Source organism: Marivita sp., assembly GCF_020055675.1.
Lineage (GTDB): Bacteria > Pseudomonadota > Alphaproteobacteria > Rhodobacterales > Rhodobacteraceae > Marivita.
This window is the reverse complement of the sequence record NZ_JAIPUS010000013.1, coordinates 68,185-92,478: the sequence shown is the minus strand read 5'-3', so window position 1 is coordinate 92,478 and position 24,294 is coordinate 68,185. Positions and strand designations below refer to the sequence as shown.

Sequence of the window (24,294 nt, the reverse complement as noted above, 5' to 3'; positions counted from 1 at the left end):
CCCCTGCAGGCGCCGAGATCGCCACGCGGCCGTTTCAGCTTGTCACCGGGCGGACGTGGAAAGGCACGGCCTTTGGCGGCGCGCGCGGGCGCACCGATGTGCCCAAGATCGTCGACTGGTACATGGAGGGCAAGATCGAGATCGATCCGATGATCACCCACACCATGTCGCTCGACGACATCAACAAGGGCTTTGACCTGATGCATGCCGGCGAAAGCATCCGGTCGGTGGTGCTTTACTGATACCGGAACCGAAGGGGCCGCGCGCCCCTTTGATCTCATGGGCGCGTGGCCGGCTTTAATGGGCGCAAGGCGCTTTCCCTTCAGGAAAAGGATCAGAACCATGATGTTTCACTCCAGAACCCCTCTTGCAGTCTCTGCCGCTCTTGTTTTGGGCAGCCTCGCTCCGGCCGCTGCGCAACAGACCGCAGACGCCGTCGCACCGGAAGCCGCGACCGATACCACGACCGCATTTGGTGGCCTGTCGCAAGCGGCGACAGATGCGCTTGTCCTCAAGGGCGCCGGCACCCCCGTCGAGGCCGAGGACTGGATGGTTGTCGCGGCCAATCCGCTGGCGGTCGAGGCCGGGGCGCGGGTTCTGCGCGAGGGCGGAACGGCCGCCGATGCGATGGTCGCCGTGCAGGCGGTGCTGGGTCTGGTCGAGCCGCAGAGTTCCGGCCTTGGAGGCGGTGCGTTTCTTGTCTGGTACGACGCCGACAGTGGCGAGGTGACCACGCTGGACGGGCGCGAGACCGCGCCGCTTGAAGCGACGCCGACATTGTTCCAGACCGACGACGGCGAAACCATGGGGTTTTTCGATGCGGTTGTCGGTGGACGGTCGGTCGGCACGCCGGGGACACCGGCGCTGATGCAGGCGGCACATGACAAGTGGGGGCAGTCCGATTGGGCGGGCCTCTTTGCCGAGGCGATCGACCTGGCCGAGGGCGGGTTCACCGTGTCGCCGCGCCTTGCCGACCTTGTGGCCGGAGATGTGGACCGGCTGGGCCGGTTCCGCGCAACGCAGGAGTATTTCTTTCCCGGCGGCGACCCGATTGCGGAAGGCGACACGCTGACCAATCCCGACTACGCCGACACGCTGCGCCAGATCGCCGCCGAGGGTGCGGATGTCTTCTACACCGGTCCGATTGCGTCGGACATCGTGGCGACGGTGCGCACGGCGGCGGGCAATCCCGGTCTTCTGTCCCGCGCCGATCTGGCGCTCTACGAGGTCAAGGAGCGCGATCCGGTCTGCGTACCCTATCGCGCCCACGAGGTCTGCGGCATGGGCCCGCCCTCGTCGGGCGCGCTGACGGTCGGGCAGATCCTTGGCATGCTGGACGGCTATGACCTTGCCGCGCTTGGCCCGGACAGCGCCGAGGCGTGGCGGCTGATCGGTGATGCGTCGCGGCTCGCCTTTGCTGATCGCGGGCTTTACATGGCCGATACCGATTACGTGCCGATGCCGACCAAGGGCCTTGTCGCGCCGGAGTATCTTGAACAACGCGGTCAGCTTCTGAGCGGCGATGACGCGCTGCCCGAGGTGTCTCCCGGCAACCCGGAATGGGATCACGCGATTGATCTTGCGCCAGACACGAGCCTCGAGCTGCCCTCGACCTCGCATATCTCGATCGTGGACAGCCATGGCAACGCTCTGTCGATGACGACGACGATCGAGAACGGGTTCGGGTCGCGCCTGTTCGTGCGGGGCTTCCTGCTCAACAATGAACTGACCGACTTTTCGTTCAGCACCCACAGCGACGGTCGGCCCATTGCCAACCGGCTGGAACCGGGCAAGCGGCCCCGGTCGTCGATGGCTCCGACCATCGTGATGACCGACGGCGCACCGTCGCTGGTGATCGGCTCCCCGGGCGGCAGCCGCATCATCGGCTATGTCGCGCAGGCAATCATCGCGCATGTGGACTGGGGCATGAACGTGCAGGAGGCGGTGTCGATGCCGCATCTGGTCAACCGGTTCGGAACCTATGACCTCGAGGCCGGCACCACGGCGGCCGATCTGGAATCCGCCCTGACCGATCTTGGCTTCGAGGTGAACGTGCGCGACCTCAATTCCGGCCTGCACGCCATTGCGGTGGGCGAAACGTTGTCCGGTGGCGCAGATCCACGCCGCGAGGGCATTGCACTGGGTCAGTGATCCGTGACAGGGCGGTGGCAGACCGCCGCCGCCCCCGACATGCCATCCGGCGATGTCGAATCCGGCGCCAAAACTGAAAAGGGGCCAGACCATGGCTGAGAATCCCGCCCTGCTTGCTGTCCTGATCGACGCGGACAACACCTCTCCGAAATATGCCCGGGCGCTTTTCGAGGAGATCGCATCCCTGGGCGAGGCGAGTGTGCGCCGGTGCTATGGCGACTTTTCCAGCCAGCAGATGTCCGGATGGTCCAAGGTTCAGGCTGAATTCGGGCTTGTTCCGCACCATCAGCCAGCCAACACGGTGGGCAAGAACGCCAGCGATATCGCGCTGGTGATCGACGCGATGGACCTGATGCATACCGGTCGGTTCGACGGGTTCGTTCTGGTCAGTTCCGACAGCGATTTCACCCGCCTGGCGCAGCGGCTTCGGGAACAGGGTCTTGGCGTCTACGGAATGGGGATGCAGAAAACCCCCGAAGCGTTCCGGCGCGCCTGCAAGCGGTTCATTTTCCTGGAAAACCTTGCGGACGGGCCCGAGACGGACAGCACCGAAACCAAACCCGCGAAGAAGGGCAATCTGAACGAGGCGCGCAACCTCATCCTCAAGGCGATGGACGCGATCGACCAGGACGAGGAATGGTACCGCCTGGGCCAGTTGGGTCAGCACATCGTGTCGGCCAATCCGGACTTCGACACCCGCACCTATGGCAAGCGCAAGCTCAGCGATCTGGTGGCTGACATGAAGGTGCTGGAGGTCAAGCGCGGATCGAACAACCAGCTGATGGTCCGTCGGCGGGATTGATCCGTCCTGGAGACCGGTCTTGCAGCGCATGCAGAACGGTCATTGCAGGATTATCCCTGCCATGCCATGCTCGGTTTCGGGGACGAGGGGTTTCTGCGCTTGGCGCGTTGGGGACCATACTATGTTGACAATTGATATACCTATCGTGGTGCGTGCCATCGACGACGACGCCCATGGCCAGGAACGGCGACTTTCCGATGCTTCCCTGCTTGTGATGGCGCAGGAAGTGATAAACCGGCTGTCCTGTATCTCGCGCCAGGCGCCGCCGGATATCAGCGACATCAATCTCGATGCGTTCTGCATCGCCCTCGTGGATCCCACCGCCGAAGAAGCGAAACGCATCCTCAGCCGCGCGCATGAGCGCGGCGCCGACCACAAGACATTGTGCCTGAACTACATCGCCGCTGCCGCGCTGCGATTGGGCGAATGGTGGGAACAGGACATCATCCATTTCAGCGACATGGCGATTGCCGCCGGGCGCATGCTGCACATGCTGCGGGACATCGGCAGGCTGACTCCGCCGGTCCCGGTGCGTGGCCATCGCGAAGCCCTGTTCGCTGCGGTGCCCGGCGAACAGCACGTGCTGGGCGTGACCATGGCGGCGGACATCCTGCGCGAAAAGGGCTGGGGCATCGACCTGCGGATCGGACGCAGCGAATCCGAGCTTTGCCAGATCGCGCATGACGGCGGATATCCGATCATCGGATTGTCGGCCTCGGGGGCGGATCACGTCAGATCGCTGGCGCGCACCATCGTCGAACTGCGAATCGCCGCGCCGCGATCGCTGATCTTCATCAGCGGAAACATCGTGCAGATCGAAAAGGACATTGCCCTGAGAACCGGCGCCGATGCCGCAGCCACGTCGCTGGATCAATGTCTGGACACCCTAGAGGCGTTGTATCAGTCCGTCCTGAAATCGGCGTCCCCGGCCCCGTAACGGGCCAGAAACGTCCTGACGGCCCCGTCGATGACGCGGGCCTTTTCGTCCTTCGGAACGGTCTGGATGATCCCGAACACCAGTTTCGGCCAAAGGTCGGCCTTGCACAGTTCGGCGAACTGGTCGGCCGCAAGGTCGAAATCCTCGATCCGGAGCTCGCCGCGCTCGGCGGCCTGGCGCAGGTAATCGACCAGCGCTGCGCGCATGATCATCGGTCCGGAGTGGTAGAATTCCTGCCCGAGTTGCGGAAAGCGGTCGGCCTCGGCGACGCAGATCCGAAAGATCCTCTGACCCATGTCCGAATAGATGAAGCCGAGGAACTGGTCCGCGACCCGTGACAAGACCTCCTGAGGGGGGCGCGAGCTGTCGATGCTTTCGATCGAGGTCCGGGCCTGCTCCTTGCATTGCCGGGTGGCGACCTCCATGAACAGCAGGCGTTTGTCCGGGAAATAGCTGTAAAGCGTGGCCTTGGACACACCCGCCACACGCGCGATGTCATCGACGCTGGCGCCTTCGAAACCGTCGCGCAGAAACACCTCGCGCGCGCCTTCGACAACCTGGTCGAACTTGCGGCCCTTCCGGATTTTCGCCTCCGCCGTTGCCATTCCCACCCCTTATGTCGCGTTCAAAATCTAAACAGATCGGTTTAGTCTCGCAAGTGGGATGTGTTGTGCCTGCTCCGGCAAAACAAGCCGGGTGTCGCGAGGGCAGCAACGGGTCTCGACCAAAGGAAGGGTTTTCATCATGCGTTTTTCGTTGAACCGGCGCCGCTTTTCCGACCTGTCCGAACAGGAAATCGTCGCCCTGGCCATATCGTCGGAAGAGGACGACGCCCGGATTTACCGATCCTATGCGGAACGTCTGAGGGCGGAATTCCCCGGTACGGCCTCGATCTTTGACGGTATGGCCGCCGAAGAGGACACGCATCGCAAACGGCTGGTCGACCTGCACCGCGCTCGGTTCGGCGATGTCATCCCCCTGATCCGGCGCGAGCACGTAGCGGGGTATTATGCCCGCAAGCCCGTCTGGCTGGTCGAGAACCTCGGGATCGAGCGTATCCGCGCCGAAGCCGAGGCGATGGAGCGCGATGCCGAAAAGTTCTACCTGGCGGCGGCGAAACGCACCACCGATGCCGCGACGCGCAAGCTGCTGGGCGATCTGGCCGCCGCCGAGGCGGGTCACCAAGAAACCGCAGAGGCGCTTGAGCAGGAACACCTGAGCGACGACACGCGCAGCAGCGAAGAGGAACATGCCCGCCGAAAATTCCTGCTCACCTGGGTCCAGCCGGGTCTGGCCGGGCTGATGGATGGGTCGGTGTCGACCCTGGCGCCGATCTTTGCCACCGCCTTTGCCACGCAGGACACCTGGACGACCTTCCTTGTCGGCCTGGCCGCGTCGGTGGGCGCAGGCATCTCGATGGGCTTTACCGAGGCGGCGTCGGATGACGGGCAATTGTCGGGGCGTGGATCACCGATCAAACGCGGGTTCGCGTCCGGCATCATGACGACGGTTGGCGGGTTGGGCCATGCCCTGCCCTACCTGATCCCGGATTTCTGGACCGCAACGATCACTGCCTTCGTCGTCGTCTTCATCGAGCTTTGGGCGATTGCCTGGATTCAGAACAGGTACATGGACACGCCGTTCTTTCGTGCAGCGTTCCAGGTGGTTCTGGGCGGCGCGCTTGTCTTTGCCGCCGGTGTTCTGATCGGCAGCGGCTGACCCGTCGGCCGCACGAAAAAACCCGGGCGCGAACGCATCATCGCCGATCACGGCGCAAGAAAAAAACCCGGGCGCGAACGCCCGGGCAGTTGGTCACGAAAGACTGATTGGAAGGAGGAGATCAGCCTTTGGAGAATTCGGGATAGGCTTCCATGCCCAGTTCCGCCATGTCGAGACCGTTGATCTCTTCTTCCTCGCTGACGCGGATACCGATGGTCAGCTTGAGGATGTACCACAGGATCAGGCTGGCCACGAAGGTGAACACGCCGTAGGCGACGATGCCTGTCAGCTGGGTCATCAGGTTTGCCTCACCGTAGAAGATCACGGCGATGGTGCCCCAGATACCGGCGAAAAGGTGGACCGGGATGGCGCCAACAACGTCGTCGATCTTGAGCTTGTCGAGGAACGGCACGGCGAAGACCACGATCACACCACCTACCGCACCGATCCACAGAGCACCGAACAGCGTCGGAGCAAGCGGTTCAGCCGTGATAGACACGAGACCGGCCAGAGCACCGTTGAGAACCATGGTCAAATCGACCTTCTTGTAGAGGATCTGGGTCAGGATCAGAGCCGTTACCGCACCGGCAGCCGCCGCCATGTTGGTGTTGGCAAAGATGCGCGACACGTCCGAGACATCACCCACGGTGCCCATCGCAAGCTGCGAGCCACCGTTGAAGCCGAACCAACCGAGCCACAGGATGAACGTGCCGAGGGTTGCGAGCGCCAGGTTGGACCCCGGGATCGGGTTTACACGTCCGTCCTTGTACTTGCCCAGACGCGGACCAAGCACGATCACACCTGCCAGAGCGGCCCAGCCACCCACGGAGTGCACGACGGTCGAACCGGCGAAGTCGGAGAAGCCCATCTCGGACAGCCAGCCGCCGCCCCACTGCCAGGAACCCGAGATCGGGTACATGAGGCCGGTCAGAACAACCACGAAGGCAAGGAAGGGCCACAGCTTGATGCGTTCGGCCACGGCACCGGACACGATGGACGCGGTTGCGGCGACGAAGACCAGCTGGAAGAAGAAGTCAGACCCGACCGACGCATAGTCAAGCGCGGCGTCGGCCGCCGAAACGCCCACCGCGTCGAGCACGGTCTGCCCGCCGATGGCGAAATAGCCGTTGAAGTCGCCGGGATACATCGTGTTGAAGCCGACCAGCCAGTACATGATCGCCGCGATCGAGAAGAGCGAGATGTTCTTGGTCAGCTGCATCGCCACGTTCTTGGACCGCACGAGGCCCGCTTCGAGCATGGCAAAACCGGCGGCCATGAAGAACACGAGGAATCCTGCCATCAGGAACAGCAGCGTGGTGAAGATATACGGGCCAACCTCGTCCATGGTCGGCGCGGCGGCCTCGGCCTCTTGAGCCATGCCCATGACTGGCAGCGCGATCAGCGCGGCAGCGGGCAGGAGTGTCTTGAGTAGTTTCATCTGTTTGTGTCCCCTATCTCTGTCACAGCGCCGGTTCAGAGCGCATCCCCATTGGTTTCGCCTGTGCGCACGCGAATGGCTTGCTGCGCATCGAGCACGAAGATCTTGCCGTCACCGATCTTGCCGGTGCGGGCTGTCTTGGTGATGGTTTCGATCACCTGATCGGCCATGTCGGCGGAGACCACGATTTCGAGTTTGATTTTCGGCACGAAGTTCACCGCGTATTCCGCGCCCCGGTAAATCTCGGTGTGGCCGGATTGCGAGCCGAACCCCTTTATCTCGGTTACCATCATGCCGCGGACGCCAATCTCTGTGAGCGCCTCGCGGACTTCTTCAAGCTTGAATGGCTTGATCGTCGCTATGATGAACTTCACCTTGGTCCCTTTCCCTTGCAGATCGATCTTGTTTGCAGGTGCAGAAAACGTGCACCGGAGGGAGGAAGGGAAGAGAGCCGGAGGGGTACAGACGGGCATGGTCGTGGATTTTGCACAAATTTTGCACAAATATGTTTAGATGATTACTTTTTGTGCATTAAAAAAAGCCGGCACCCCGGCATCACAAAGGTCCACATCGACCGGCAAAGCAATTAAATTGGCCAAAACGGGCAGGAAAACAGGCGGTCGGCATGACTGATTCACGACGCGGAAAAGGCCGACTAGTGGCAGACCGGAGATATCCCAAGAAACCGGCGAAATCGGCCAAGCCGCGCAAGGCGCCCCCCACGAAGCGCAAGGCGGCGCGCCCCGGTTCCAAAAAGCGCCCCGGTCTCATCCGGCGGATGATAAACTGGATGTTTCGGCTCGTGTTTCGCCTGGTGCTGCGCGCCGGGATCGTCGTGGCGCTGATCATTGCCGGATTTGTCGGCTACATCCACACAACCCTGCCCGACGCCTCTGCCATGCAGGATGGGCGCGCGCGCGGGTCGGTGCAGCTTCTGGATCGCAACGACGTGGGCTTCGCCTGGCGCGGTGATCAGTTCGGCGGCATCGTGACCGCCGACTCCGTGTCGCCGCATCTCAGGAACGCGATAATCGCGACCGAGGACAAGCGCTTTTACCGCCATTTCGGGCTGTCCCCGCGCGGCATCGCGTCGGCCATTCGCATCAACCTGACCGAAGGGCGCGGGCCGCTGTCGGGCCACGGCGGCTCGACCATCACGCAGCAGACGGCCAAGCTCATGTGTCTTGGCGTTGCCTATGATCCTACCGACTGGGAGAGCGAGCGCGCCTATATCAATGATTGCCGGCAGGGGTCTTTGTATCGCAAGGCCAAGGAGGCGATCTATGCGCTGGCGATGGAGGTGAAATACTCCAAGGACGAGATCCTGTCGATCTACCTCAACCGCGCCTATATGGGCGGGGGCGCCTATGGCGCTGCCGCCGCGGCAGAGCGCTATTTTTCCAAACCTGCCTCGGCCCTGAGCGCGCAGGAAGGCGCGATGCTTGCCGGGCTTCTGACCGCCCCGTCCAGCCTCGCGCCCACCTCCAACCTCGAACGCTCCCAGGCGCGCGCGGCCACGGTGCTGCGGCTCATGAACGAACAGGGCTATCTGACCGATGCAGAAGCGCGCGCCGCCCGGTCCGACCCCGCCACCCTGTCGGAAAAGGCGCAGCGCAAGACGGGCGGGTCTTTCGCGGATTGGGTGATGCAGTCGGGGCCGGATTTCCTGACCAGCGACACCACCGAGGATGTGATCATTTCGACGACGCTGGACCAGCGCATCCAGCAGGCCGCCGAAGACGCGATCGACACGGTGTTCCGCAACAAGGTTCGGGACGGCTCCAAAGCTCAGGCCGCGATCGTCGTGATGTCTGCGGATGGCGCTGTCAGAGGCATGGTCGGAGGTGTTTCCGGTCAATTCAACCGTGCAACGCAGGCAAAACGCCAGACCGGGTCAGCCTTCAAACCCTTCGTCTATGCAACCGCGCTGGAACTGGGCTACAGCCCCTATGACACGGTCGAGGATGCGCCGTTTTGCATGACCATCCCCGGATCCGGCGAATGGTGCCCGGAAAACTACACACGAGATTTCGCCGGGACCGTCACCCTGGTCGACGCGCTGGCCAAAAGCCTGAACATCCCGGCGGTCAAGATATCCGAATCCGTGGGCCGCGATCTGGTGCACCAGGTGTCCAGCGATTTCGGGATCGGCAGCGATCTGTCCGATACCCCGGCGCTCGCCCTTGGTGTGTCCGAAGCGTCTCTGCTGGAAATGACGGGGGCGTTTGCCGGGATCCTCAATGGCGGCTCCTCTGTCACGCCCTACGGGCTCAACGACTTGCGCATCGTCGGGGATGATGCGCCGCTGATGGGCGCCGGGGGCGGGATCGGTGAACGGGTCATCAACGAACAAGCGGCACGGCAGCTCATCTGGATGATGGAAAAGGTCGTGTCTCAAGGTACCGGCAGCCGCGCCCGGTTGCCGGATCGGCAGGTGGCCGGAAAAACCGGCACGACACAGGCGGCGCGCGACGCGTGGTTCATCGGCTTTACCGCCGATTACGTGGCCGGTGTCTGGATGGGATATGATGACAACACGCCGCTCGCAGGCGTGACGGGCGGCGGCCTGCCTGCCGAGATCTGGAAAGAGACCATGAGCCGCGTGCACCAGGGCCAGCCGGCCAAACCGCTGCCGATGATCGAACCGACCCCGCCACGGCAGGTCGCGCAGCCAACACCGCGACAGCAAGGCACCGCGCCCCGGGACCGGCAGGGCGGCACCGGCGGCGTGGAAGACGCGCTGAACCAGCTTTTGCGCAATATCCTTGGCGGCAATTGATCGGAACACACAAGGTGAGAACCCGCTTTCCATTTTCCGGATCACGCAATACCGTTCGCCACAACACGAGGGAGACACCATGACCAACACCATCGACGCCCGCCTTGCCGAGCTGGGGCTGACCCTGCCCGACGCCCCTGCTCCGGCGGCGAATTACGTGCCTGTCGTACAGACCGGAAACCAGATTTACGTCTCGGGACAGTTGCCCAACGGGCCCGACGGATTGATCACGGGCAAGCTCGGCGCTGACCTGGAGGTCGAGGCGGGGGCCGAGGCGGCAAAGCACTGCGCATTGGCGCTGCTCGCACAGGCCCGCAAGGCCGCGGGCGGCGACCTGGGCCGGGTGCGCCTGGTCAAGCTGGTCGGGTTCGTCAACTCGACCGCCGAGTTCGGCGACCAGCCCAAGGTGGTCAACGGCGCCTCGGATCTGATGGTCGACGTTCTGGGGGACAACGGGCGGCACGCGCGCTCCGCGGTGTCGGCCGCCTCCCTGCCCTTTGGCGTCGCAGTCGAGATCGAAGGGATCTTCGAATTGCTATGACAGCCCTGCCCCCGGCGTTCCTGGCCCGGCCCATCGCCCATCGCGGCTATCACGACGCAGCCGCAGGGCGGATCGAAAACAGCCGGTCCGCCTTTGCCGCCGCGATGGACGCGGGATATGGCATCGAACTGGACGTGCAATTGTCGCGCGATGGTGTGGCCATGGTGTTCCACGACACCGACCTGGACCGCCTGACCGATGGAACCGGCCCGGTGCACGACCGCGACGCCGCCACCTTGCAGAACATCGCACTGACAGGCGGCCCGGACACACTCCAGACACTGCCCCAGGTGCTGCGCGCCATCAATGGCACCGTGCCGCTGCTGATCGAGGTAAAGGACCAATCCGGCGTGATGGGCGACAGCGACGGTCGGCTCGAACAGGCGACCGCCGACGCGCTGGCCGGCTATGCCGGTCCGGTGGCGGTGATGTCCTTCAACCCGGATATGGTGGACCGGTTCGGACGACTGGCGCCGGGCGTCCCGCGCGGCTTGGTCGGCGCGGCCTGGCGCCAGACGGATGACCCGCATGTGCCCGTCGACACCCGCGCGCGGCTGGCCGCGATTGCGGATTTCGACACGGTTGGCGCGTCGTTTCTCAGCTACGACAGGACCGACCTCGACTTGCCGTTCGTGCAACTGCGCAAACAACAGGGCGTGCCGATCCTGTGCTGGACAATACGCAGCCGCGAACAGGAAACCGAAGCGCGCGACCTGGCCGACAACATCACCTTTGAAGGCTACGCCGCTTGAACACGCGCCGTTGCGGCCCACCTTTCAGGGCAGACCGAAGGAAACGCCATGTCGGACCCCGCTGACGCGCCCACGATCGCCGTTACCATGCACTCTTCGCTGTCGCAGATCGCGGCAGAGGATTGGGATGCCTGCGCCTGCCCGGAAACCGAAGATGGCGGGCGCGCCCGCGATCCGTTCACCACGCACCGGTTTCTCAAGGCCCTCGAGGACAGCGGCTCTGTCGGCACCGGCACGGGTTGGGACCCGCGCTACCTGACGGCGGAGCTGGACGGCCGGATCATCGCCTGCGCACCGCTCTATGCCAAAAGCCACAGCCAGGGCGAATACATCTTCGATCACAACTGGGCCCATGCGTTGGAACGCGCAGGGGGCCGGTATTACCCGAAGTTGCAAATCGCCGTTCCCTTCACCCCGGCGACCGGGCGGCGGATCCTCACCCGGCCGGGATACGACGCCGAAGGCCTTGGCGCGCTTGTTCAGGGCGCGATACAAGTGGCCGCCGACAACCAGCTCTCGTCGCTGCATGTCACCTTCTGCACGGAGGACGAGGCCATTGCCGGCGAACAGATCGGCCTGCTGCGCAGACGGACCCAGCAATACCATTGGGACAATCGCGGCTATGACAGCTTTGACGGGTTTCTCGCGGATCTCAGTTCGCGCAAGCGCAAGACCATCCGCAAGGAACGCGCCCGCGCGCAGGCGTTCGGCGGGACGATCCAGCACTTCACCGGGGACCAGATACAGCCCGAGCACTGGGCGGCATTCTGGGATTTCTACCAGGACACTGGCGCGCGCAAATGGGGCACGCCCTATCTGACGCGCCGCTTCTTCGACATCGCCCAGGACCAGCTGCGCGACGATATCCTGCTGGTCATGGCCGAACGCGATGGCGAATGGGTCGCAGGCGCGCTGAACGTGATCGGACGAGACACGCTGTACGGGCGCTACTGGGGCTGCATCGAAGACCACCCCTGTCTGCATTTCGAACTGTGCTATTATCAGGCGATGGACCATGCTGTCGCGCATGGTTTGTCGCGGGTCGAGGCGGGGGCGCAGGGCGAACACAAGCTGTCGCGCGGGTATCTTCCCGTCTACACGCATTCGCTGCACTGGATCGGGGATGCCGGGTTTTCCGACGCGGTGGCCCGATATCTCGAAGCCGAGTCGCAAGCCGTCGGTCAGGATATCGAGATCCTGACCAGCTATGGCCCGTTCAGAAAAGACCAGATTGAGGAGCAAGAATGACCGAGAAACTTTCTGACGAAGTTCGCAAGAGCGTGCTCGACCCGTTGAAAGAGTCGGGTTGGACGCTTCTGGAAGATCGCGATGCGATCAGCAAGACGTTCAAGTTTGCCGATTTTACCGAAGCCTTCGCATGGATGACCCGTGCCGCGCTTTGGGCCGAAAAATGGGACCACCATCCGGAATGGGCCAATGTCTACAATCGGGTCGACGTCACTTTGACCACGCATGATGTCGGTGGCCTTTCGTCGCTGGATGCCAAACTGGCGCGCAAACTCGACAGCCTTTGACGGCGCAGCGCGAAACCCTGCCAACCGCAGGGTTTCGCCGTCGGTGACAATGGTCTTGTCGCCGGCAAAAGCCCCGGGCACCCCCTCCGCAAACCTTTGAAAAGACCCCGGTTTCTGCGACATTTCGTCGTGGCTCTCTTTCGTTTCGGGGGCGGCGCACCAAGCAGGGCGCACTCTGGCCGGGTGGCGCGATCCCCGCGCGGCAACACGGCACCGACAGAACCATTATTCGCCTTTTCTTTGCCAAACGGCTTGGTCTAACTTGCGCGCGATGATGCGCTATTTCTTCAAACGCTTGTTCTCTCTCGGACTGAGCCTGATCGTGGCCTCGGTGGTCATTTTCGTCGTGGTCGAGGTGGCCCCGGGGGATCCGGCGACCTTCATGCTCGGCATCAATGCCCAACCTGACACCGTGGCGGCGCTGCGGACCGAACTTGGCCTCGACCAATCGAAATTGGCCCGTTACCTGAGCTGGGCCGGCGGGATGCTCACCGGCGATTTCGGCATGTCCTATACCTATCGCACCCCGGTTGCCCAGATGATCGCAGACCGGTTGTGGGTATCGCTGCCGCTTGCGATCTATGCCCTGACATTGTCGACGCTCATCGCTTTTCCAGCGGGAATTTTCGCTGCCGCACGCCGTGGCGGATCGGGCGACCTGGCAGTGACGGGGGCCACGCAGCTTGGTGTCGCGATCCCGAATTTCTGGTTTGCCATGATGCTTGTGCTGATCTTTGCCATAAACCTGAGCTGGTTCAGCGCCGGTGGCTTTCCCGGTTGGGACGTCGGATTCTGGGCCGGGCTCAAGGCGCTCACCCTGCCGGCGATTGCGCTTGCCCTGCCACAGGCCGCGATCCTCACCCGCGTGATGCGGTCTTCGCTTCTTGATATCCTGAACGAGGATTTCATCCGCACCGCCCGCGCCAAGGGTCTTTCGGCGCGCCAGGCGCTTTGGCGGCACGGGGTGCGCAACGCGCTGATCCCGGTGCTGACGATTATCGGGCTGCAATTCGCCTTCCTGCTGGCGGGAGCCATCATCATCGAACAGGTGTTTTTTCTTCCCGGTCTGGGGCGGCTCATTTTCCAGGCCATAACCCAGCGCGACCTGATCGTCGTGGAATCGGTTGTCATGCTTCTGGTTTTCGCCGTCATCATGGTGAATTTCCTGGTCGATCTGGCCTATGCAGCCATCGATCCGCGGCTGAGGGCACGGACATGAGCCGAAACCTGATCCTTGGCGGCGCGCTCACCGGGCTGTTCCTGCTGGCCGCGATCCTGTCCTTCACCTGGACCCCCGACAGCGTGGAGGCGATGGACATCCCGAACCGCCTGCAGCCCCCCGGAGCGGGCAACCTTCTGGGCACGGACCATTTCGGCCGCGACATCCTGTCGATGCTTATGGTCGGGGCGCGGACCTCGATTGCCGTCGCTTTGGTGGCGGTGGGCATCGGCATGGGGCTTGGCGTCCCGTTGGGCCTTGCCGCCGCTGCACGCGACGGCGGACTTCTTGACGAGGTCATCATGCGGATGAATGATCTGATCTTCGCCTTTCCGTCGCTGGTCATCGCCATCCTCATCACCGCCGTGTTCGGTCCCTCGGCCACCAATGCGATCATCGCCATCGGTGTCTTCAACATCCCCGTTTTCGCCCGCATCACCCGTGGGGCCGCGCTCAGCCTTTGGACGCGCGACTTCGTCCTCGCGGCGCGGGTCGCCGGCAAAAGCCGCACGCGCATCAGCGCGGAACACATCCTGCCCAACGTTGCCAACCTGCTGATCGTCCAGAGCACCATCCAGTTCAGTCTTGGTATCCTGGCGGAGGCAGGCCTGAGCTATGTCGGCCTTGGCGCACAGCCCCCGATCCCAAGCTGGGGTCGCATGCTGGCGGATGCACAGACGATGGTGGCCTTGGCCCCGCATGTCGCCCTGATCCCAGGGCTGACCATCGTCGCCATGGTGCTGGGGCTCAACCTGCTGGGAGACGGGCTGCGCGACGCGCTGGACCCCCGCCTCAAGGTGGTGCGCACATGAGCCTTCTGAACATCGAGTCCCTTTCTCTTTCGATTCATGACACGGCCATCCTGCACGGCATTTCCTTAAGGATTGCTGAAGGCGAGATCACCGCGCTGACCGGCGAAAGCGGATCGGGCAAATCCATGACAGCCTTTGCCACCATGGGGCTCTTGCCCAAGGGCACCGGAACCGGCGGCGCAATCCACTTCGACGGCACTGACCTTTTGAGCCTGCCCGAGCCGCAGATGTGCGACCTGCGCGGACGCGAGATCGGCATGGTGTTCCAGGAACCGATGACCGCCCTCAACCCGGTGCAAACCATCGGCGCGCAGGTGATGGAGACGATCCTGGTGCATAAATCGATGACGCCCAAAATGGCTGAAGAGCGCGCCCGGGAGGTTCTTGATCGCGTCGGCCTGCCGCCCGACCGGTTCCCGCTGTCGCGTTATCCGCACGAGTTGAGCGGCGGGCAGCGCCAGCGTGTCGTGATCGCGATGGCCATTGCCCTGCGCCCGCGTCTGCTGATCGCGGATGAGCCGACCACGGCGCTTGACGTGACCACCCAGGCGCAAATCCTCGATCTGCTGCGCGGCCTCGCGCGGGGACAGGGCATGGCGCTGATGATGATCACCCATGATCTGGCCGTGGTCAGCGACATGGCCGACACGCTCAATGTCATGCGCCACGGCGAGATCGTGGAGTCCGGGCCGACCCGCGACGTGCTGCACGAGATGCGCCACAGCTACACCCGGCAGCTTTTCGAGGCATCGCGGCATCAGGCCGATCTTGGCCCGGCCAAGGCCGATACTCCGCTCCTGTCGGTGCAGTCTGTCAGCCGCGACTTTCCACTACCGCGCAAGACGCTTTTCGGCGCGCGCCAGACCTTTCGCGCCGTCGATCATGTCAGCTTCGAGATCAGGCGCGGCGAACGCGTCGGCCTCGTCGGCGAGTCGGGCTGTGGTAAATCCACCCTCACCCGCGCCATTCTCGGGCTGGAGGCAACGCAGTCGGGGCGCATCACGCTCGACGGCGATCCGGTCTGGCAAGGCGGCCACCCGAACCTGACCGTGCGCCGCAAGATGCAGGTGGTGTTCCAGGATCCATACGGCAGCTTCAACCCCCGCCACCGGGTCGCGCGGCTTGTCTCGGAGCCGTTTCACCTTCTTGACGATGCGCCCACGGGCCGCGCACTGGACGGTGCGATCGCGGATGCGCTCACGGCCGTGGGACTGTCTCCGCGCGACGCGGACAAGCACATCCATGCCTTTTCCGGCGGCCAGCGCCAGCGCATCGCGATTGCCCGCGCGCTCATCATCAAGCCCGACCTGATCGTGTTCGACGAAGCGGTATCGGCGCTCGATGTGCGGGTGCGGGCGCAGATCCTCGACCTCATGGCCGATCTCAGCCGCGCATACGGGCTGACCTATCTCTTCATCAGCCACGACCTGAGCGTGGTTCGGTCGATCACCGACCGCGTGATTGTGATGCAGGCCGGCAAGATCGTCGAGGACCGCCCCACCCGAGCGTTGTTCGATGCCCCGGACCACCCCTATACCCGCACACTCATGGCAGCGGCCCCCCGGCTGCCCGAAGACCTGGAGAAGACCCCATATGCTCCCGATCCTGCCCTTTGATCCCAGCCATATCCTGATCGCCGGCACATGGCGCGCCACGGACCGGGTCCTGCCGCTCGTAAACCCGTCAACCGGGGACAGGCTGTGCACCATCGCCCGCGGGTCAGAGACGAATATCGACGCCGCTGTCGCCGCCGCACAGGCCGCGCGTGACGGCGCCTGGGGCCAGATGCCGGCACTGGAGCGGGGCCGCTGCCTGACCCGGCTGGGTCAGCTAGTCCTCGACGATGTCGATCTCTTCACCACGCTCGAGACGCTCGACGTCGGCAAACCGGTGACCCAGGCGCGCAACGACGCCCTCGCCCTGGCCCGCTACTGCGAATTCTACGGCGGCGCGGCGGACAAGGTGCACGGTCAGACACTCCCCTATCTCGACGGCTACACCGTTTACACGCTCCGCGAGCCGCACGGCGTGACCGGCCATATCGTGCCGTGGAACTACCCCATGCAGATCATCGGACGCTCGGTCGGGGCGGCGCTGGCCATGGGCAATGCCTGCGTGCTCAAACCGGCCGAGGATGCCTGTCTTACGGCGCTTCTTTTCGCCCATCTGGCGCAAGAGGCAGGGCTGCCCGATGGCGCGATCAACGTGGTGCCGGGTCTCGGCGCAGAGGCGGGCGCGGCGCTGGCCGGTCATGCGGGTGTGCACCACCTGAGTTTCACCGGATCGGTCGACACCGGCAGAACGATCCAGACGCTGGCGGCACGCAATGTCGTGCCCGTCACGCTCGAACTTGGCGGCAAATCCCCCCAGATCGTGTTCGCCGATGCCGACCTGGAGGCGGCCTTGCCCTTTCTCGTCAATGCCGGGCTGCAGAACGCGGGCCAGACCTGTTCGGCCGCGTCACGCATCCTGATCCAGCGCACCATATACGACGACCTGGCCCGGCGCATGGGCGACGCCTACCGCGCCAAACGGATCGGCCCCGCCGACAGCGATCCCGATATCGGCCCGCTGGTCTCCCTGAAACAAAAGTCCCGGCTCGAGACCCTGCTCGGGGCGGCCGGCGACCTGCCCCTGATCGCCGAAACGCCGCGTCCCGCCGACCTGCCCGCGGGCGGTGCCTATGTGCAACCGCGGCTTTATGGACCCACGGCGCCGGATCACCCGCTGGCGCAGGACGAACTTTTCGGCCCGGTGCAAGTGCTCATCCCCTTCGACACGGAAGACGAGGCGATCCAGATCGCCAACGGCACCTCCTATGGCCTTGTCGCCGGGGTCTGGACAAACGACGGCGGGCGCCAGATGCGGCTGGCCAAGGCGCTGAAAACCGGGCAGGTTTTCATCAACAATTACGGCGCAGGCGGCGGCGTCGAACTGCCGTTCGGCGGCATCGGCAAATCCGGCCATGGCCGCGAAAAGGGGGTCGAGGCGCTTTATGGCTTCTCGACTCTGAAAACCGTCGCTGCAAAACACGGCTGAACAGGGGGACAAGACATGAACTTGGATGGAAAAACCGCGATCGTGACCGGGGCCGCGTCGGGCTTCGGCGCGGGAATCGCGCGCAGCTTCGCCGCCGAAGGCGCGAAGGTCATGGTGGTCGATCTCGACATCGACGCGGCCCAGGCCGTTGCCACCGACATCGCCGGCATCGCGCATCGCGCGGATGTGTCGAACGGCGATCAAGTGTCCGACATGATCGAAACCGCAATCGCTCGGATGGACCATGTCGACATCCTCGTGAACAATGCAGGCGTCACGCATCTGCCCGCCCCGATGGAAGAGATCACCGAAGATGATTTCGACCGCGTGTTCGCGGTGAATTGCAAATCCGTCTACCTCACCGCCCGCGCGCTGGTGCCGCATCTCAAGCACCGCCAGACCGGTGCGATCCTCAACATCGCCTCGACTGCAGGCGTATCCCCCCGGCCAAATCTGAACTGGTACAACGCGTCCAAAGGCTGGATGAACACCGCCACCCGCACGATGGCGGTAGAACTCGCCCCCTCCGGCATCCGCGTCAACGCGCTCAACCCGGTGGCGGGCGAAACGCCCCTGCTCAAGAGCTTCATGGGCGAAGACACCCCCGAGATGCGCTCGAAATTCCTCTCCACCATCCCGCTGGGCCGTTTTTCCACGCCGCAGGACCTTGGCAGCGCCGCGGCCTTCCTGTGTTCCGACGCGGCCGGCATGATCACCGGCGTCTGCATGGAAGTGGACGGGGGACGCTGTATATGAGCCGATCTTCTTTGTTTCAAAAATATCCCGGGGAGTGTGAGGGGCTGGCCCCTCACTCCGACGCGGCCAGCACCGAGATCCCGGCGTGACACCCGGCCCCCGCAACCTGATCACCGATGTTCCCGGCCTTGCGGTGGGCAACGCGGAGGACGCCCGTCTCAAGTCCGGCACCACGGTCCTGCTGTCCGAACAGGGCCCGATGACCACGAGCTGCGCTGTCATGGGCGGCGCACCGGGGACCCGTGACACCGACCTGCTGGAGCCGGATAAGACCGTGCCGGGTGTCGATGCGCTGGTTCTGTCCGGCGGGTCGGCCTTCGGCCTTGCCGCGGCACAGGGCGTGATGGACATGCTCGCCGAACAGGGCCGCGGATTTCGGATCCACGCCGCCCGCGTGCCCATCGTGCCCGCCGCGATCATCTTCGATCTTCTGAACAATGGCGACAAGCACTGGACGGACAATCCCTACCCCCTGCTGGGGGCGCAGGCGCTGGCCAATGTCACCCGGGATTTCGCGATCGGCACCGCGGGCGCAGGCACCGGCGCCACCGACGCCCGGCACAAGGGCGGGCTTGGGTCGGCCTCGCTGGTTCTGCAGGATGGCTCCACAATCGGCGCGCTGGTGGTCGTCAACGCCCTGGGACGTGCGACAACCCCCTCCGGCCGACATTTCTGGGCCGCACCGTTCGAAATCGGCGATGAATTCGGCGGCCTCGGTCCCGATCCGCAAGCCAACCTGCAGCCGCTGCCGCCCAGCCGCAAGGCAGCGGCCATGGCGCAGCATGGCAATACGACCATCGGGATCGTCGCAACGGATGCGACACTCGACAAGGCCGCCTGCAAACGGCTTGCCACCGCTGCGCATGACGGCTTTGCCCGCGCCTTGGTGCCATCACACACGCCTTATGACGGCGACCTGATCTTTGCCGCCAGCACCGCGCGCCACGCGCCCCCGGCAGAGGAGGTGATGCCGATGCTCGGCCATTACGCCGCCCTCTGCATGACCCGGGCCATTGCGCGGGCGATCTGGGCGGCGACACCCGGCAGCGGTGACGCCCTGCCGACCTTTCGACAAGAGCACGGGCGCCCCTGAGCGATCGGTTTTGCAGCGGCCGTCACCGGTGCTTGCTCAGCGCAGGATCGGCGGTTTCTCGGGGTCGCTGCCGGGCGCCATCCGCTCGACCCGCGCGGGCGCATCCGGTTCCGGCAGGTCGAACCGCAAGGCGACGCGGGCAAGCTGCGCCGTCACCGGATCGCTGTCGCGCAGGAACACCACGTCGAGTGCGGCTGCCTCCAGACCGGAAAACACCAACGCCTCCTGGATCGCCCGCGCAAGCGCGTCTTCCGCCCCCGGAACGGTGCCTGTGAACCCGATCAGGTGGCCGCGCACGCCCGTGTCATAAAGCACTTCGGCCAGGTAGCCGCATCGCGCCAAACCCACGGCCGTTCGCAGCTTGGCATCGACCGCCTCGAGCACCGCGTCCGGCAAAGCCCCCGGAGCCCGGAATTCCTCGGGCCGCGCCTCGGCCTCACTTGGCCCCTGCGCAACCGTTTCGGCCAGCCAATCCACCGCATCGGAGGGAAGCAGGATCGCGGAGGGGGCGACCTCGGGGTTCAGGGCAATGCCAATGCCCTGCCCGGCCAGCATGCCCACGATTGTCCGCCCCGACACCGCGACATAGGGCACCGCGCGCCCGGCAAACCCGCTCAGCCGGTCCTCGGTGTCAAAGGCCAGCACGAAGCGCGCGTCGCCGACGTCGAACAATTCCGGCTCGGCCTGATCGCCCTCGGCCTCGCGTGCGAGCAACACGAAAAGCTCCGCCTCCGCGAGACGGTCATAAAAGCGTAGCCGCGGCGCATCCGCCTGCGCATCTGCCTGCATCGCCGCATGGGCGTGGTCCAGCGGGGTTTCCAAAGTCATGCCATCACCTCCTTGACCCGCGCGCGCAGCACGGACAGCACCTCGGCCTCGAACCACGGGTTCTTCTTCAACCAACCGGTATTGCGCCAGCTTGGATGCGGCAAGGGCAGAACACCCGGCCAATGGTCGCGCCAACGGCGCACCGTCTCGGTCACACCGGATGTCGTACCCAGATGGTACTTTTGCGCATAGCCACCGATCACCAGCTTGAGCGGCACCGCACCGACATGCCTCAACACCGCGTCATGCCACGTCTGACGGCAAATCGCGGGCGGCGGCAAGTCGGACCCGGCGGCATCATAGCCGGGAAAACAAAAGCCCATCGGCACGATCGCGACGCGGCTCTGATCGTAGAACGCCGCCCGGTCCAGCCCCAGCCAGGCACGCAGGCGATCGCCCGATGGATCGTCGAACGGCAGCCCGCTGGAATGCGCGCGCAACCCGGGGGCCTGGCTACAGATCAGCAGACGCGCACCGGCGCGGAACCACACGACCGGCTTGGGCCGGTGCTGCGTGGCGGTCGCGGCAAAACGCTCGGCACAGATCGTGCACGTCGAAAGACGGTCCTGAATGCTCATGCCGGAGAGATAGGCCCTGTGGTCTCAAACCAAAGAGGCCGGGACAATCAAACGCGTCTGGTACCGTATCATCCGGGCAATCCGCCCGAGGTGATCGGGCCGAAAGGCGACACAGCCCGCCGTGGGAACCCCGCGCCTGCGCCAGCGATGCAGGAAAATCGCCGATCCGCGTCCTGCCGTGGCAGACGGCCAGTTCCAATCCGTCAGCAGCACCAGATCATAGAGCGGGTCGGCGCGTCGCAAGGCCTCGTGGCTGTGCGGGTAGGGCGCCCGTACCATCAGGTTGTAATCCTCATGCGCCGGATCATCGGACCAGAGATCGCCCGGCCGGATCGGCAGCGCCCAATCGGTCGGCCGCGCCATCCGGTCCGGCCGATAAAGCAGCCCGACGATCCGGTGCACCCCGACAGGCGTCGCGCCATCCCCTTCACGCTTGTCAGCGGTGACACCGCCGCGCCCGATCGTGCAGGGCCACAGCCGTCCCATGAAGCGCACGCCTTGCCGGGTCAGAACCATGTCGTGTCGCGTCATCTTGTTTGCCCCTGTACGTCCACCGGACCAACCAGATCGCGCCGGCCCACCCGACCGTGCCGGCGCGCATGGCGATGATATGTCCAGGCCCGCGGCATCGCTAGATATGCCCGGATTTTGCCCGCTTGGTGGCAAGATACGCGGTGTTATGCGGCGTCTCGCCCACGTGAAGCGGCACGCGTTCGGCCACCTCGATGCCGTTGCGGGTCATCATGTCGATCTTGGCTGGATTGTTTGTCATCAACCGGACCGCCGAGAATCCAAGCCGCCGCAACAGCTCGGACCCGATCCGGAAATCCCGTTCGTCGTCTTCGAAACCAAGCCGGTGATTGGCCTCCACCGTGTCGAAGCCCTGATCCTGCAACGCATAGGCCCGCATCTTGTTGGCAAGCCCGATCCCGCGCCCCTCCTGGTTGAGGTAGAGCAGGACACCCGCGCCCTCGGCGCCCATCCGGTCCAACGCCGCGTTGAGCTGCGGCCCGCAATCGCATTTCAGGCTGCCCAGCAGATCACCGGTGAAACAGGCCGAATGCAGCCGCGCCAGAACCGGCGCCCCGCGGTCGGGGCGGCCGATCTCGATCGCGTAATGCTCTTCCGATCCATCCTCGGGCCGGAACACGTGCAGCCGCGCATTTTCCGCCGCGCGAAGCGGGACACGCGCCGAGATCACGCCGTCGAACACCACGGATGCACCGATCCTCGGCGCCGCTTCCTCTGGGTCCAGGCAGGTCAACCCGTGCATCCCGGCAAAGCGGGCCGCGTCCTCCAGGGGGATCACGACAACCGCGGGCAGCAACCGCGCCGATTTCGCAAGGGTCACGGCCAGACGATGAAGGCTGGCATCGCCGGCGCGCCGGGTGACCAAGGGCCCTTTCATCGGGTGCGCCAGATCATCCGCCGGATCGGCCAGCGCCTGCACCCAGCGCAGCGTGGCATCCTCGGGAAGGGCCACGCGGGCCACATCGCCATCATAGGCCCGCGCCTTGAGCGTTTCCGCCCGCCGTCCCGTCAGAACAAGGTCCGCCGCCCCCGGCAACGCGATCACGTCGTCCAACCGGGCCGACGACAGCGTTTCCGCAGCCAGCACCAGAATCCCGTCGCGCCGCCCCAGGACAATCGGCACACCCATGCGCAAATCGGCCCGCGCGCGCGCCAGGAGGTCGGTGATGTCAGGCGCAAGGCTCATTGAGGTGTCGTCTCCCACAGGAGTAAGTCAGGGACACTCTGCAACAAAAGACCCTGATTCATGTAACATTCGCCTCCAACAGACACGAGGCCGTGAAACACTTGCAGCAATTCTTGCTCCGGCGCAACGCCCCGACCATGTGTTATGAAACGAACGGAGACACGAACATGGCCCAGCTCAAGAACATCCTTCTGGTCGACGACGATGATGACCTGCGCGAAGCCCTGGCCGAGCAGATGGTGATGACCGAGGACTTCGAAGTCTTCGAAGCAGAGACCGGCGCCGCCGCGATGAGCCGCATCAAGGAAGAGCTTTACGATCTCATCATCCTCGATGTCGGCCTGCCCGATACCGATGGCCGCGAGCTGTGCCGCCTGATGCGCAAGCAAGGGGTCAAGGCCCCGGTGCTGATGCTGACCGGGCATGATTCCGATTCCGATACGATCCTTGGTCTCGACGCCGGCGCCAATGATTATGTCACCAAGCCTTTCAAGTTCCCGGTGCTTCTGGCCCGCATCCGCGCGCAATTGCGCCAGCACGAACAATCGGAAGACGCGGTTTTCACCCTCGGACCCTATACGTTCAAACCGTCTATGAAGCTCCTGGTGACAGAGGACGACAAGAAAATTCGCCTGACCGAGAAAGAGACGAACATCCTCAAATTCCTCTACCGCTCCACCGAAGGCGTGGTGCCGCGCGACACGCTGCTGCACGAGGTCTGGGGCTACAATGCCGGCGTCACGACCCACACGCTCGAAACGCATATCTACCGCCTGAGACAAAAAATTGAACCCGATCCCTCCAACGCGCGTTTACTGGTAACAGAGTCCGGTGGATACAGGCTTGCCTCGTAAAGGGTTGGTCTTGTGTTGATCCAGATCAATGAGGTATTTGACGCGAATATTTATTTTTGAATTCAACAAGTTCCCGTCGCATATGCGGGTTATCATATGCACCTCCCTGTTGGACCTGGCCCCGGACTTTGCTCCGGGGTCTTTTTTTGTCCGCCGGGGGACGCCCCGGATTGGTCAATAGAGTCCAATCCGGTCGATCGAGACATCCGCTTCAAAATCCGCACCATAGGCGACGATGGCGATGCTACGCACGTCGGAGGCGGCGAAGCTCTGTGGCATCGCGTCATGGGACGGCTCGAAATCGGCCAGGGGCAATCGAATCTCCTGCCAGTCCGAGGGGGCCACGAATGTCGCCCGGTAGGAATACCAGACGCGCGACAGGTCCGGCGTTTTCAGAAAGACGTGGTATGTCGCACCATTCCCCCGGACACGCAGGTCCAGCCCCTCCGTCGCGTCGGGCCAGGGATCGGAAAACCTGCGCCGGGCCTGGATGAAGCCGCCATTGTTGTCGGTGCTCACGGTCCCGGTGAGCCGCAGCACAGCCTCCGGCCCCGACCCGATGATCTGTGCCTCGCCCGACGACAGGCCGCCCATCACCCGGTCGGCAACGAAAGCCCACCGCGCGCCTGCATTGCCTGCAAACTCTTCGAACACCGGTCCGGCCATTGCCTGCCCCGCCATCATAACTCCTGCGATCACTGCCATCAGTCTCATACCACGAAAGGTAGGGGCTGGGGTCATCGA

General features: G+C 64.2%; 24 protein-coding genes and 1 pseudogene. 17 read left to right on the top strand and 8 right to left on the bottom strand.

All coding sequences use genetic code 11. The features are described 5' to 3' along the window. The 4 genes and pseudogenes from LCF59_RS10690 to LCF59_RS10675 all read left to right on the top strand — a co-directional run. Window positions 1–242: pseudogene (locus LCF59_RS10690) on the top strand (S-(hydroxymethyl)glutathione dehydrogenase); the annotation flags it as partial. 103 nt (window positions 243–345) lie between these two features. Continuing rightward, a complete protein-coding gene (gene ggt, locus LCF59_RS10685) occupies window positions 346–2,151 on the top strand; it encodes a gamma-glutamyltransferase (protein ID WP_292287458.1) in 1,806 nt (601 codons plus the stop codon). Between the two features lie 91 nt (window positions 2,152–2,242). After that, window positions 2,243–2,953 (top strand): NYN domain-containing protein, encoded by a 711-nt coding sequence (locus LCF59_RS10680; protein WP_292287450.1) that lies wholly within the window; start codon window positions 2,243–2,245, stop codon window positions 2,951–2,953. A gap of 121 nt (window positions 2,954–3,074) precedes the next feature. Then, entirely contained in the window at window positions 3,075–3,890 is an 816-nt protein-coding gene (locus LCF59_RS10675) for a cobalamin-dependent protein (RefSeq protein ID WP_292287449.1), read from the top strand. Here the strand turns inward: LCF59_RS10675 and LCF59_RS10670 are convergent. Next, complete coding sequence (locus tag LCF59_RS10670) at window positions 3,854–4,495, bottom strand: TetR/AcrR family transcriptional regulator (RefSeq protein WP_292287448.1); 642 nt, start codon at window positions 4,493–4,495, stop codon at window positions 3,854–3,856. The two genes, LCF59_RS10675 and LCF59_RS10670, sit on opposite strands and share 37 nt — an antisense overlap. 139 nt (window positions 4,496–4,634) lie before the next feature. On the opposite strand from LCF59_RS10670, the gene mbfA reads away from it, so the two are divergent. Next, complete coding sequence (gene mbfA, locus LCF59_RS10665) at window positions 4,635–5,609, top strand: iron exporter MbfA (protein ID WP_292287447.1); 975 nt, start codon at window positions 4,635–4,637, stop codon at window positions 5,607–5,609. 121 nt (window positions 5,610–5,730) lie between these two features. On the opposite strand, the gene LCF59_RS10660 is transcribed toward mbfA, so the two are convergent. Together LCF59_RS10660 and LCF59_RS10655 are read right to left on the bottom strand one after the other, a co-directional pair. Then, window positions 5,731–7,047 (bottom strand): ammonium transporter, encoded by a 1,317-nt coding sequence (locus tag LCF59_RS10660; RefSeq protein ID WP_292287446.1) that lies wholly within the window; start codon window positions 7,045–7,047, stop codon window positions 5,731–5,733. 35 nt (window positions 7,048–7,082) lie between these two features. Beyond that, a complete protein-coding gene (locus LCF59_RS10655) occupies window positions 7,083–7,421 on the bottom strand; it encodes a P-II family nitrogen regulator (protein WP_292287445.1) in 339 nt (112 codons plus the stop codon). A 251-nt stretch (window positions 7,422–7,672) separates the two neighbouring features. On the opposite strand from LCF59_RS10655, the gene LCF59_RS10650 reads away from it, so the two are divergent. The 11 genes from LCF59_RS10650 to LCF59_RS10600 all read left to right on the top strand — a co-directional run bounded on the left by LCF59_RS10650 (window position 7,673) and on the right by LCF59_RS10600 (window position 19,573). After that, window positions 7,673–9,826 carry a transglycosylase domain-containing protein gene (locus LCF59_RS10650; protein ID WP_292287444.1) on the top strand — a complete coding sequence of 718 codons (2,154 nt, stop codon included), beginning with the start codon at window positions 7,673–7,675 and terminating at the stop codon, window positions 9,824–9,826. A gap of 79 nt (window positions 9,827–9,905) precedes the next feature. Next, window positions 9,906–10,367, top strand: coding sequence for a RidA family protein (locus LCF59_RS10645; RefSeq protein WP_292287443.1), 462 nt, complete (start codon window positions 9,906–9,908; stop codon window positions 10,365–10,367). Then, window positions 10,364–11,119 (top strand): glycerophosphodiester phosphodiesterase family protein, encoded by a 756-nt coding sequence (locus LCF59_RS10640; RefSeq protein WP_292287442.1) that lies wholly within the window; start codon window positions 10,364–10,366, stop codon window positions 11,117–11,119. The genes LCF59_RS10645 and LCF59_RS10640 overlap by 4 nt, the downstream gene beginning before the upstream one ends. Before the next feature lie 48 nt (window positions 11,120–11,167). Next, a complete protein-coding gene (locus LCF59_RS10635) occupies window positions 11,168–12,367 on the top strand; it encodes a GNAT family N-acetyltransferase (protein ID WP_292287441.1) in 1,200 nt (399 codons plus the stop codon). Continuing rightward, the gene (locus LCF59_RS10630; RefSeq protein ID WP_292287440.1) at window positions 12,364–12,654 is read left to right on the top strand and encodes a 4a-hydroxytetrahydrobiopterin dehydratase; all 291 of its coding nucleotides are present in this window, start codon (window positions 12,364–12,366) and stop codon (window positions 12,652–12,654) included. The genes LCF59_RS10635 and LCF59_RS10630 overlap by 4 nt, the downstream gene beginning before the upstream one ends. 271 nt (window positions 12,655–12,925) lie before the next feature. Then, window positions 12,926–13,873: an ABC transporter permease gene (locus LCF59_RS10625; RefSeq protein WP_292287439.1), complete on the top strand. Its 948-nt coding sequence runs from the start codon at window positions 12,926–12,928 to the stop codon at window positions 13,871–13,873. Further along, window positions 13,870–14,685 (top strand): ABC transporter permease, encoded by an 816-nt coding sequence (locus LCF59_RS10620; RefSeq protein WP_292287438.1) that lies wholly within the window; start codon window positions 13,870–13,872, stop codon window positions 14,683–14,685. The genes LCF59_RS10625 and LCF59_RS10620 overlap by 4 nt, the downstream gene beginning before the upstream one ends. Then, window positions 14,682–16,301, top strand: a complete 1,620-nt coding sequence (locus LCF59_RS10615; RefSeq protein ID WP_292287437.1) for an ABC transporter ATP-binding protein — start codon at window positions 14,682–14,684, stop codon at window positions 16,299–16,301. The genes LCF59_RS10620 and LCF59_RS10615 overlap by 4 nt, the downstream gene beginning before the upstream one ends. Continuing rightward, entirely contained in the window at window positions 16,279–17,724 is a 1,446-nt protein-coding gene (locus LCF59_RS10610) for an aldehyde dehydrogenase family protein (protein ID WP_292287436.1), read from the top strand. Before LCF59_RS10615 ends, LCF59_RS10610 begins: the two co-directional genes overlap by 23 nt. 15 nt (window positions 17,725–17,739) lie before the next feature. Then, entirely contained in the window at window positions 17,740–18,480 is a 741-nt protein-coding gene (locus LCF59_RS10605; RefSeq protein ID WP_292287435.1) for an SDR family oxidoreductase, read from the top strand. Window positions 18,481–18,565: 85 nt separating this feature from the next. Further along, window positions 18,566–19,573 (top strand): P1 family peptidase, encoded by a 1,008-nt coding sequence (locus LCF59_RS10600; RefSeq protein ID WP_292287434.1) that lies wholly within the window; start codon window positions 18,566–18,568, stop codon window positions 19,571–19,573. Window positions 19,574–19,609: 36 nt separating this feature from the next. On the opposite strand, the gene LCF59_RS10595 is transcribed toward LCF59_RS10600, so the two are convergent. The 4 genes from LCF59_RS10595 to ribA form a co-directional block, all read right to left on the bottom strand. Beyond that, window positions 19,610–20,401: an SseB family protein gene (locus tag LCF59_RS10595; protein ID WP_292287433.1), complete on the bottom strand. Its 792-nt coding sequence runs from the start codon at window positions 20,399–20,401 to the stop codon at window positions 19,610–19,612. Then, a complete protein-coding gene (locus LCF59_RS10590) occupies window positions 20,398–20,979 on the bottom strand; it encodes a uracil-DNA glycosylase family protein (protein WP_292287432.1) in 582 nt (193 codons plus the stop codon). Before LCF59_RS10590 ends, LCF59_RS10595 begins: the two co-directional genes overlap by 4 nt. Before the next feature lie 24 nt (window positions 20,980–21,003). After that, a complete protein-coding gene (locus LCF59_RS10585; RefSeq protein ID WP_292287431.1) occupies window positions 21,004–21,510 on the bottom strand; it encodes a L,D-transpeptidase family protein in 507 nt (168 codons plus the stop codon). A gap of 100 nt (window positions 21,511–21,610) precedes the next feature. Further along, a complete protein-coding gene (ribA, locus tag LCF59_RS10580) occupies window positions 21,611–22,696 on the bottom strand; it encodes a GTP cyclohydrolase II (protein WP_292287430.1) in 1,086 nt (361 codons plus the stop codon). A 167-nt stretch (window positions 22,697–22,863) separates the two neighbouring features. Here ribA and LCF59_RS10575 point away from each other — a divergent pair, with 167 nt between their 5' ends. Further along, complete coding sequence (locus LCF59_RS10575) at window positions 22,864–23,550, top strand: response regulator transcription factor (protein ID WP_292287429.1); 687 nt, start codon at window positions 22,864–22,866, stop codon at window positions 23,548–23,550. 174 nt (window positions 23,551–23,724) lie between these two features. On the opposite strand, the gene LCF59_RS10570 is transcribed toward LCF59_RS10575, so the two are convergent. Then, window positions 23,725–24,255, bottom strand: coding sequence for a CIA30 family protein (locus LCF59_RS10570; RefSeq protein WP_292287428.1), 531 nt, complete (start codon window positions 24,253–24,255; stop codon window positions 23,725–23,727). Window positions 24,256–24,294: the final 39 nt, after the last annotated feature.